The 10,064-nt window shown below is 56.0% G+C and carries 11 protein-coding genes; 1 reads left to right on the forward strand and 10 read right to left on the reverse strand.

Features of this window, described 5'->3' with window-relative positions; translation table 11 throughout:
* Positions 1–9: 9 nt before the first annotated feature.
* Positions 10–1,014 carry an ABC transporter permease subunit gene (locus ABJN75_RS01885; RefSeq protein ID WP_348436313.1) on the reverse strand — a complete coding sequence of 335 codons (1,005 nt, stop codon included), beginning with the start codon at positions 1,012–1,014 and terminating at the stop codon, positions 10–12.
* Positions 1,015–1,068: 54 nt separating this feature from the next.
* On the reverse strand, positions 1,069–2,664 hold the full coding sequence (locus ABJN75_RS01890; protein WP_348436315.1) for an ABC transporter substrate-binding protein: 1,596 nt from the start codon (positions 2,662–2,664) through the stop codon (positions 1,069–1,071).
* Between the two features lie 566 nt (positions 2,665–3,230).
* Between ABJN75_RS01890 and ABJN75_RS01895 the strand changes: the two genes are divergently transcribed.
* On the forward strand, positions 3,231–3,599 hold the full coding sequence (locus tag ABJN75_RS01895) for a hypothetical protein (RefSeq protein WP_348436317.1): 369 nt from the start codon (positions 3,231–3,233) through the stop codon (positions 3,597–3,599).
* A gap of 609 nt (positions 3,600–4,208) precedes the next feature.
* Here ABJN75_RS01895 and ABJN75_RS01900 read toward each other — a convergent pair.
* The 8 genes from ABJN75_RS01900 to ABJN75_RS01935 form a co-directional block, all read right to left on the reverse strand.
* Complete coding sequence (locus ABJN75_RS01900) at positions 4,209–4,508, reverse strand: hypothetical protein (protein WP_348436319.1); 300 nt, start codon at positions 4,506–4,508, stop codon at positions 4,209–4,211.
* Between the two features lie 92 nt (positions 4,509–4,600).
* On the reverse strand, positions 4,601–4,900 hold the full coding sequence (locus ABJN75_RS01905) for a hypothetical protein (protein ID WP_348436321.1): 300 nt from the start codon (positions 4,898–4,900) through the stop codon (positions 4,601–4,603).
* 217 nt (positions 4,901–5,117) lie between these two features.
* Positions 5,118–5,402 carry a copper-binding protein gene (locus tag ABJN75_RS01910; RefSeq protein WP_348436323.1) on the reverse strand — a complete coding sequence of 95 codons (285 nt, stop codon included), beginning with the start codon at positions 5,400–5,402 and terminating at the stop codon, positions 5,118–5,120.
* 53 nt (positions 5,403–5,455) lie between these two features.
* Positions 5,456–5,935 (reverse strand): plastocyanin/azurin family copper-binding protein, encoded by a 480-nt coding sequence (locus tag ABJN75_RS01915; protein WP_348436325.1) that lies wholly within the window; start codon positions 5,933–5,935, stop codon positions 5,456–5,458.
* 276 nt (positions 5,936–6,211) lie between these two features.
* A complete protein-coding gene (locus tag ABJN75_RS01920; RefSeq protein ID WP_348436326.1) occupies positions 6,212–6,538 on the reverse strand; it encodes a hypothetical protein in 327 nt (108 codons plus the stop codon).
* Between the two features lie 1,368 nt (positions 6,539–7,906).
* Positions 7,907–8,941, reverse strand: coding sequence for an acyltransferase family protein (locus tag ABJN75_RS01925; protein ID WP_348436328.1), 1,035 nt, complete (start codon positions 8,939–8,941; stop codon positions 7,907–7,909).
* Positions 8,938–9,426, reverse strand: coding sequence for a cytochrome c (locus ABJN75_RS01930; protein ID WP_348436330.1), 489 nt, complete (start codon positions 9,424–9,426; stop codon positions 8,938–8,940). Before ABJN75_RS01930 ends, ABJN75_RS01925 begins: the two co-directional genes overlap by 4 nt.
* A gap of 7 nt (positions 9,427–9,433) precedes the next feature.
* A complete protein-coding gene (locus ABJN75_RS01935; protein WP_348436334.1) occupies positions 9,434–10,057 on the reverse strand; it encodes a L,D-transpeptidase in 624 nt (207 codons plus the stop codon).
* Positions 10,058–10,064: the final 7 nt, after the last annotated feature.

Below are 10,064 nucleotides of genomic sequence, written 5' to 3' on the forward strand. Positions count from 1 at the left end.
GGCCCACCCTCAATGCCTGATGCGTGGGTTGATCAGCCCGTACAGCAAATCAACGATGAGATTGACGAGCATGATGACCCCGGCGATCAGCAGCAAGCCGCCCTGCACCACGGAGTAATCGCGTTTGAACACCGAATCGACCATCCACTTGCCGATGCCCGGCCAGGAAAAGATGGTTTCGGTCAAAATGGCGCCGGCAAGCAGAACGCCGACCTGCAGACCGATCGTGGTGATCACCGGGATCAGCGCATTGCGCAACGCATGCACCCCGATCACCCGCCGAGGCGGCAGCCCCTTGGCGCGCGCGGTGCGGACATAATCCTCGCCCAGCACCTCCAGCATTGCCGAACGCGTCTGCCGTGCAATCACCGCCAGCGGAATTGTTGCCAGCACGATGGTCGGCAGCACCAGATGGCTCAACGCTGACTTGAAGGCGCCGGACTGGCCCGACAGCAGGCTGTCGATCAGCATGAAGCCGGTGACCTGCGGAAAGAAATAGATCAGCGAGATCCGCCCCGACACCGGGGTCCACTGCAAAATGCCGGAAAACAGGATGATCAGCAAAAGCCCCCACCAGAAGATCGGCATTGAATAGCCAACCAGCGCGGTGCCCATCAGGCCCTGATCGAGCCACGAGCCGCGCTTGACGGCGGCAACCACACCGGCGGGAATGCCGATCAGTGTCGCCAGGATGATGGCGCAAAGCGCCAGTTCGATGGTCGCCGGGAAAAGCGTCAGGAATTCATCAAGCACCGGTCGCTTGGTGACGATCGAGGTGCCAAAGTCGCCGTGCAGAATGTCGACGAGATAATTGTAGTACTGGACCGGAATCGACTTGTCGAAACCGAGCATCGCCTGCAGTTCCGCATAGCGCGCGGGGTCAACGCCGCGCTCGCCGGCGAGCAGCATGATCGGGTCGCCCGGCAGCAACCGGATGAAGGCGAAAGCCACGATTGAAACCCCGATGAAGGTCGGGATCAGCAGGCCTACACGTGTAAGGAAAAAACGCAGCATATGATCATTGGCAACGGGGGCGTTTGTAAAACGCCCCCGTCTTTCCTGTTGAGGTTATTCGGCGATATCGACGCCGGTGAACCAATGGCCACCGAGGGGATCCATCACGTAGCCGGTGACCTTCTTGCTCATCGGCATGAAGACCACGGAATGGGCGATCGTGGCCCACGGTGCTTCGCGCTTGAAGACAACCTGTGCTTCTTCGTAAAGCTTGGTCCGCTCGGCCTTGTCTGAAACGGACTTGGCCTTCTGGATCAGCGCTTCAAACTCGTCATTGCACCACTGTGCACGGTTCGAGCCGCCAACACCGTCACAGCCCAGCAGCACGGCCAGGAAGTTGTCCGGATCGCCATTGTCGCCGGTCCAGCCGAGCAGCACTGCGCCGTCACGGTCCTTGGCCTTCGACTTGTCAAGATATTCGCCCCATTCATAGGAGACGATTTCCACATTGACGCCGATCTTCGAGAAGTCTTCCTGCATCACCTCGGCCATGCGGCGGGCATTGGGGTTGTAGGGACGCTGCACCGGCATCGCCCAGATCTTCATCGACAGATCCTTCACACCTTCCGCCTCGAGCATCGCCTTGGCGGCTTCAGGGTCAAAGGCGTCGTCTTCAATGGCCTTGTTGTAGGACCACATGGTCGGCGGGATCGGGTTCTTGGCGGCCTGGCCGGAGCCCTGGAACACGGCGTCCAGAATGGCCTGCTTGTTGATCGCCATGTTGAGCGCCTTGCGGACCTTGGCATTGTCAAACGGCGGCACAAGCGCGTTATAGGCCAGGTAGCCGACGTTCAGGCCTTCCTGTTCCATCACTTCAAGATCGGCATTGGCCTTGAGCGAATCCAGATCGGCCGGATTGGGGTACGGCGCAACGTGGCACTCACCAGCCATCAGCTTCTGCTGGCGCACGGATGCGTCGGTGGTGATGGCAAACACCAGATCGTCGATCTTTTCCTTGCCGGCCCAGTAGTCCGGATGTGCCTTGAAGCGGATCACGGCGTCGGGCTGATAGGCCACGAACTGGAACGGACCGGTGCCGATCGGCTTCTGGTTGAGATCAGAGGCCTTGCCGTCAGCTTCGAGTTTGTCGGCATATTCCTTCGACATGATCGAGGCGAAATCCATCGCCATGTTGGCGATAAACGGCGCTTCGGGACGATTGAGCACGAACTTGACCGTCATGTCATCGACCTTGTCGATCGACTTCAGCAGGTCGGGCATCGACATGCCGTTGAAATATTCCCAGCTAGCACCCTCGACATACTTGTTGAAGGGATTGTCTTGCTTGAGCTGGCGCTCGAACGAGAAGATCACATCGTCTGCATTGAGATCGCGCGTCGGTGTGAAGAAATCGCTTGTGTGGAACTTCACACCGGGACGAAGCTTGAAGGTGTATTCAAGGCCATCCTCGGAGACTTCATAGCTCTCGGCCAGGCCGGGCTTGGTCTCGGTGGTGCCGATGTTGAATTCAACCAAACGGTTGTAGATGTTCTTCGACGAGGCGTCGAAGGTGGTGCCTGATGTGTAGAGCGCGGGATCGAAACCTTCCGGCGATCCTTCCGAGCAATAGACCAGCGTCTTGGCTTGCGCTGCAGATGCAAACATCGCTGCGAGCGCGGTCGTGGCCAGAAGTAAGTTAAGCTTTTTCATGGCGCATCCCCTGTGGTTGTACGCATAATTCATTTTTCACCGGGGATTGATTTTCCCGACCCCAGCTTGCCGCGATCAAAGGCCAATCACCATATCAATGCAAGCATCATTCCTGTCTTTTTTGGCGATCTTCGCGCAATAATTCGAAATAGGCCGCTCGCGCTGCATGCAATTTCCATCATTTGCTGCGGGAATGATCGAAAATTGGAAAAAACCGCCAAAAATGCCTCAACCTTCCAAATAGCGAAAACCACCTAATTCAAATTTCAACAAGTGTTGTTCCTTTTTCCGAACTGCCAACGGAGGTGCGCACTGAGCGCTATTTCACGATCGTCTTCAGCAGCACAATTCCCTATTGCTTTCGACAGCAGCACTGAACCGCACCGGGTTTGCCGGAGGCTGCAATTTGAGCAGCGAATGTCTTTCGGACTTTGACCTCACAATGAAAATCTCCGTCCAAATTTTACCGAAGAAGCCCGCTCAAAACGGGAATCTACCCTATGATTCGCCACCCATATTCCGATGTGCTAAAATTCCTCGTGTCGCGTAATCTGCGGGAGGTAGTCATGCGTCAGATTTTTTTCTCGGCAATCATGTTCTCGTGTCTCATGCTTCCGGTCAATGCGGGCGAAAATCACATATTCTATACCGCAAGCGTCGAGGGACTCAGAACAGTGAACCTGAACCTGTTGAGCAGTGATGTCGCCCGTGACAGCGATTTCGATGTCGATGTGGTGATTACTGTGGTGGAAAAAGACTCCACAGGAAATTCATTGTACGTTGATCGGTCAGAACATTCTGCCAGCATTAGGTGTGGCGCCCCGGCATTGGTCAAAATCAGGGCAACCAGCTACAATATCAATTCCACGCTTTCTACCGGCATTGACTGGAAGCATGATCTTTGGTCGGCCGTTTGCATGTCGCCTACATCATAAGTAGTCCTGAATTGTTGATGTGGGTTTTGGGTCGGCGGCCTCCAATTATTTCCGTACTGGTTCGGCGAGCCAATTTTGTAGGCGTGATTTGAATGAACTCAATCCGATGAAACTGACTGCAACCCAGTCGCAGGCCGCTAACACAATGTTTAGATATCTTACAAAACAGGGGCACACGGTATGTGCGCCCCTGTGAGAGGCAATGGTCGCGACCAAATGCAAATGCATATCGCGCAAAAGTGTCCTGCGGTTTTGTGATAGCGACATGCAGAAACAAAGAGCTGACGCGCGCCACCTGACTCCGTTTGCATGCGCCGCGCGTTAAGCGCGCGAGGCGAGGTGGCGAAGGTTACCTCAATATCCGTCGAGTAGCTGATCGAACCGGGGGGGGTGGTCAATGCCGGCCTGCGGTGCTGCCAAGCTCGGTGAACCGTCATTTCCGGCGCGGTCATAGCTGACCAGGTCATTGCTGACACCAACGACGTAAGTGGTGAAGTCGTGGCCGGCCGGAGCCTGATAGACGTCGGGCGAGGAAGATTGGGCAAATGCGCCGGTGGAAGCTAAGCGGGACCGGCCGGGAGAACAGCCGGTCCTGCTACCGATGGAGTCCTAGCGAGCGAACACCGGCGAGCCGTCATTGCCGGCACGGTCATAGGTGATCTGATCATTTGACACGCCACCGATCGAACCGGTGGCTGTGTAGTCGACGCCGCCCTGCGGTGCTGCGTAGCTGGGTGAGCCGTCATTGCCGGCGCGGTCGTAGCTGACCAGGTCGTTGCTGACGCCAACGGCGAAACTGGCGGAGCCGTGGCCGGCCGGAGCCTGATAGACGTCGAGCGCGGAAGACTGGGCGAATGCGCCGGTGGTGGCTGCAAGTGTCAGGCCGAGGGTGATGAAGATCTTGTTCATAGGAGTGTTCCTTGTAGCGAATGAAGCTGATGATGTTGGAAGGCTGAGCGGGACCGGCCGGGAGAAAAGCCGGCCCCGCTTCAGGTGGGGTCTTAGCGAGCGAAAACCGGCGAGCCGTCATTGCCGGCACGGTTATAGGTGATCTGATCATTTGACGCGCCACCGATTGAACCGGTGGCTGTGTAGTCGACGCCGCCCTGCGGTGCTGCGTAGCTCGGTGAGCCGTCATTGCCGGCGCGGTCGTAGCTGACCAGGTCGTTGCTGACGCCAACGGCGAAACTGGCGGAGCCGTGGCCGGCCGGAGCCTGATAGACGTCGAGCGCGGAAGATTGAGCAAATGCGCCGGTGGTGGCTGCAAGTGTCAGGCCGAGGGTGATGAGGATCTTGTTCATAGGGGTGTCCTTTCTGGGACGTTGTATTGGATCAATTGCTACTCATGTCCGGCTGACCGGGCACAGCTCCGCCGATGACAGAAAATGAGGAAAATCGACCACAGGGGCGATACCGCGCATTCTGTCCTGTTTAACTGCAACATGAGTCTTAGATTGGTCGGGATTGCACCGATGTCATGAGCGGTCCAGCTTCGAGGGTGGACCGCTCAGATGCGTCCTATTTCAGTTCGATGACCGTCAGCTTGCCCTCGACCCGGTCGGCAACGAATTCGACGTTTGCGCCTTGCTTCAGTTTGGCCAGCAGCGTTTCGTCCTTGATACGGAACACCATGGTCATGGCTGGCATACCAAGATTTTTCAGTTCTTCATGGATGAGCGTGACTTTCTTGGCCTTGGCGTCGATCTTCTTGACCACGCCCTTAGTGTATTCCACGGCCAGCGCGCCCGAGGCGAAGCTGAGGGTGAGGATGGCGGCGGATGCGAGTTTCAGAATGGTTTTCATATCTATTTTTCCTTGGGGAGGTTGCTTGTGTCGGGATGTTTTAGTTCCGGATGTTACTTCTGAGCGACAACGATGTCGCCGTGCATTCCAGATTCATAGTGGCCTGGGATGAGGCAAGCTATCTTGAAGGCACCGTCGTTGGTGAACTTCCAGACGATCTCGCCGGACGTGCCCGGCGTAAGACGGATGGCATTGGGATCGTCATGCTCCATCTCCGGAAACTTTGCCATCATGGCTTTGTGCTCCATGACCTTGTCTTCCTGGTCGAGCACGAATTCGTGCTCCAGTTCGCCTGCATTCTTGACGGCAAAGACGATGGTCTGGCCTTTCCGGACTTTGAAGTCGCTGGGAGTGAAAATCATCTGGCCGTCGTCTGTTTCTTTCATGGTGACCCGGATCGTCTGGGTGGCTTTGGCCTTCTTGCCAGGCTCACCAATGGCCATGGCGTCAGCATGGCCATCTGAATGAGTTCCTCCGGCGAGCGCTGGAGAGGCAAGAGCTGCGAAGAGGAGTGCGAGTGTTACAGTATTCATTGTTTGATCCTTTGGTGCTTGGGAGGTAGATCAACCGTGCTTTAACGGCTTGGGTGTGGTGTGCGTCGTCGCATCGGCGGCCTGAAACTGTCCGGGAGCTGCCCGAACGGCTGACTTCAGAGGACAATGCGGCTGCGCATCCGCTCACAATAAGCGGCACTGCAGACATCAGAAATGTGAATTTCATGATGCGATCCGAGTAGGACACATCAGCGGCGCAATGAGCAGACGGTGCTCAAATGCGCACGATCAGACCCGCAGAACGGGCGATCCTACTTAGATTTTGGGAGGGCGGTGAAGGCCAGGGATTTCGCCGGTAATGCCGTGTTCGTCTATGAACTCGCGAGCGGCCAATACGACCGGTCCGCTTGTATCAGTCCGGCATGTCACGAGCGCGAAGCCAACGCAGGAGTCATAGCAGCAGTCCTGCTTTGCAAGCTTCGAACCTTGGTCAACCTTCGAATAGTCGGGATGGCTTTCGTCCGACGCCATGTGGGTATCCACATGATCCATCAGCTGGATTACACTTACCTGATCGTTGGCAGGTGGAGCGCTGTGTGTAGCGGCCGCAGCAATTGACAGCGGGTAGCCGGCCAGCGACATGATGATCGCCAACCTGATGAGAACCTGCAGCTTCCTGCAAAAGATTCGATACATCGCACACATATCCAACAGATAGACTCAAATTGAGTCGACTTCAAGGCATTGATATTGTTTCTTTTTCTTAACTTTTTGTTAACGCTAAGGACCTTCCCGCGTCATCAAAACGAGTGTTCATGGGCGGAAATGGCTACAGAAAACTGTCTTTTCTGTGACACCAACGAAATCCCTAGGAATGATTGGGAAACTGCATCGGGCGCGCCGCATTTGCGGCAGTGCCGCCGAACATGGAGTAATTGAAATATTACGTCGCAAATTGGCTTTTTTGCGTAGTCACAAAAGTCACTCCTCACGAGGTCATGCGAGAGAGGCTAAGTTGACTTTGAACTGGCCGTCATTTCGGCATCCCCCTGTTTGAGAATGCACTGTGGAACGTGAACAGCTTAAGATTTCCGTTCGGAGGGAGACCTTTAATGATTTCAAAGATAGTGGCCGCTTTGGTATCGATTATCGCTGGCAGGTGCCGCCGCTACGGCCACGGCATATGTTCAAGCGAGTGAAAGGACCGTCATCGTTCGACGACTGGATATGAAATCTATGGCCGAGGCAGAGAAGCTGATCGATACTATGTTCAAAGGCAGCAGCTCCTACGTTCTGGGTTGTTCAAAGCTGCCGCGGAAACGATATATCAGTGGTCTGGCAGCGCCCTTATCGCCTACTTCGCCGGCAATCCCGTCATTGCCGGCTCTGGAGCCAGTTCGGCCATTCTGACCCAACCCGCAGAGTTCATCGCACTGGCGAACGCCTTTGGTATGTACGCGAATTCTCTCTGTTCGGCCGCTGAAAGCCATCCTGATGCGTTGACCCCGGACATGCGTATGAGAGCGGGGAACGTTAGAGGCCTCGGGCCATTCGGGAAGAAAGTAGACCCTGCGACAGAGATTTCGTCGATGTCCGCCGAACACGCCTTTCACATAATGCTTCAGACCTGACTTCCTGCCATGCGAAATTTCGCCTGAAAACGAACTGACAGCTTCCAGACGAAGTGAAAGGTGCCAGATGGACGGGCCGTGTGAGCCTATGTCCAGCATGGGTGTATTTGGTACAGGAGGCGTTCTTGATGCGGACATCGCCAGCACAAATGCTGGTTCCGGGCGGATCAATGATGAATCACGGCATCATGTTGAGGCGATTTCTGGAGACGAGAAAACCACTGAATGGTAGCTGTATGACAACTCCGAATTCGATTGCCTGAAGGGGTACGACGGCGGCGCTGCCGGCAGGGCTCTTCGCCGCACTGAATGGGAAGAGCCTACGGGTCCTCACCATCCGTTTCGACGACGACAACACCAAAATCATGTTATGCCGAACCTACTCAGATTTGAGGCGCGCCCATCCCGGCCGCTCGAACAGGAAGTGCCCGAAACCAGTCATGCCGATAGCAAGATAGAGTATGACCGGTGTTGTCAGGGCTACCACGAAGACCGCGAGGCTGAGCGGTCCGGTTTGCGTGATCAGACCGGTATTCATAGCTAGCTCGCGAAAGATCGACATGGGAAGGGTGAAAGCCAGATAGATGACAAGCGAATGGGCACCGATCCATCGCAACCAGCCTGTATACGGCCGGTCCACCAAAACCACACTGAAGGCGCAAAGGGCCACCGCGCCTGCCACACCAAGCAGGAAATGCAGCGGTGGAAACGCGGCAAATCCCATGCGGGTTTCGTCCGGAAGCAGTTCGAAACCAGGGAGAAACACCAAAGCCCCGTTGACGACGAACCAGACAGTCAGCGCAGCAATTGCTTTCCCCCGGTTTTCGGCTATCCAGCCCGCCATCCGGAAAATCTGCGGAGCGAACGCATAGCCTATGTAGAAGAACACGAAATAGGCGGCAAATTGCGTCACAATGTAACTTGAAACGTTGATCGGAGCGATCTGCAAACCTGTCGCAGCAGCAATCACAAGCCAGTGCGGCATCCGCCATTGCCACAGCAGCTTTGCGGCAATGGCGAACACGCCGAGCATGTAGACAAACCACAACACGCCATAGGGCTGGACAATGGCGCGGGCAAGATCCGCCGCCATGGCAACGGGATCGCGCGCGAAAACACCCACTTTCAAAGCGATCATGATGAAAGCCCACAATCCATAGAAATACATGTAATGCACAAAACGGCGATCAGCATATCGCCGCCAGGGGCGAGCGATCACCGTCGAAAGAAACAGGCCGGAAATGAGGAAGAACTCCGGCATGCGAAAGGGCGTCGCGAATGCGATCACATAATGAAGGAAACCAACACCGCCGGTATGGCTACCGGTGTTGTAGGCCGCATACATCATCACCACCAGGATGATCGACACGCCCTTCGCAATGTCCACCCAAGCCATACGTTTTGAAGGGGTCATTTCGGCTCCAGGGCGTAGCGCGCATTCATTTCGTCATGGCGGCTGCGGATTTCGTCCGGCCATGTGCTCTTGATGTAGGAGAGTACCGCGATGATTTCTGTATCGGTGAGCACGCCTTCATAGATCGGCATTGCCGAAGTGTAATTTTTCAGATTGGCGGCGGCTACAGTTCCGTACTTTGTGATCTCGAAGAGAAGTTCATCCGGATGATGCCAGGTGTGGCCGGTCTCGTCATGGGGGGGCGCCGGCATCAGGCCGTCGGGACCCGGCGAACGCCAGTCCTCGACTTGCCCTTCCAGTTTCACACCATGGCAGGAGGCGCAATTTGCGGCGTACAGGGTTTTTCCCAACGCCAGCACCCGCCGGTCCTCTGGTTTAAGAAGCCCCGCTCCTGCTTCATCCTTTTGCACCATCACAACAATCGCGGCGATTGCTAACCCGACGATTGCGGCAAAGGCCGTGACATACAAAGATCTGTTACGCATGGCCGTCTCACATCACGATGAGCCGGGAGCCCGAAGGCACGCGGTCGTACAGGTCAATAATATCCTGGTTCATCAATCGGACGCATCCGCTCGAGACGGCCTTGCCGATCGTCCAGTATTCCGGCGAGCCATGGATACGGTAGAGTGTGTCTACACCGTTTTGGAAGATGTAGAGTGCACGCGCGCCCAAAGGATTATCGAGCCCGGGCGGCATGCCACCGTTGTCAGCGCTCCATCGTTCCAGTTCCGGTTGCCGCGCGATCATCTCCGCGGGCGGCGTCCATTTTGGCCATGACTGCTTCCATTGTATGCGGCCTTCGCCCGACCATTCAAAGCCTTGCCGGCCAAGGCCAACGCCATAGCGCATGGCCTTGCCACCTTCCTGGACGAGATGAAGGAAGAACGTGTGTGTATTGACCACGACCGTACCGACCGGGTACGGGCCGGCATAATCGACCTGCCTCCGCCAGAGTTTTTCCGGCACTTTTGTCAGCTCGACTGCTGGAATCGGAAACCTTTCACCCGGCATCGGTCCGTACATGGCAAGATAGGCAGAAGGTGGGCCTTCAGGCTTGGGCGGCACCTGCAGCGTTTCTGTTGTGGAACAACCTTGCAGGGCCAAAGCTGACAGGCTCCCC

Source organism: Hoeflea sp., from assembly GCF_039975035.1.
Taxonomy (GTDB): Bacteria; Pseudomonadota; Alphaproteobacteria; order Rhizobiales; family Rhizobiaceae; genus Hoeflea.